General features: G+C 62.7%; 1 protein-coding gene. It reads right to left on the bottom strand.

Annotated features, from left to right (window positions below):
- Positions 1 to 475 (bottom strand): DUF2339 domain-containing protein (locus tag J5M56_RS24945; RefSeq protein ID WP_207938054.1); only part of this gene is annotated, 475 nt, incomplete at both ends.

Here is a 475-nt window from a genome sequence, read left to right as displayed (position 1 = left end):
CGGTCGATGCTGACGCAACCCGAGCCAGAAAATTCCCGCGCCTTCCACGGCCCACGCCGCAGAAGTCCAGCGCGCATCGAGCCCCAGCGGAATCGCCAGGCTGGTGAAAAGCACTCCCAGCGCCAGGCAGGTTTCGCCCAGGAGCATCGCGCGCCCGCCCATCAAAACTTTGGCCAGCGCCATATAGATCATGCCCAGCGCCAACGCACTGAACGCCGCCGCAAATTCGAGGTGCTGGACCAACGCAAACTGCAAACCGAAGCCAATGATCGGCGGGCCGAACAGCATGGTGCCGTCGACATAATCACCCTTGCGGGCCGACCATTGCAGCAGCGCCTCGCGATCAGCCTCCGCCGGAGCATCATGCAGGTCGCGCAATTTGCGCCGGGCGAACAGCAGGCCGATGGCGAGGTACATGAGGAAAAACACAATCAGGAACGGCTCGGTGCTCCACAGCAGTTCCGGCGTGTAGGAA

Origin of the sequence: Pseudomonas sp. 51_B, from assembly GCF_017491595.1 — a bacterium.
Classification (GTDB): domain Bacteria; phylum Pseudomonadota; class Gammaproteobacteria; order Pseudomonadales; family Pseudomonadaceae; genus Aquipseudomonas; species Aquipseudomonas promysalinigenes.
This window is presented reverse-complemented; position numbering and strand designations above follow the sequence as displayed.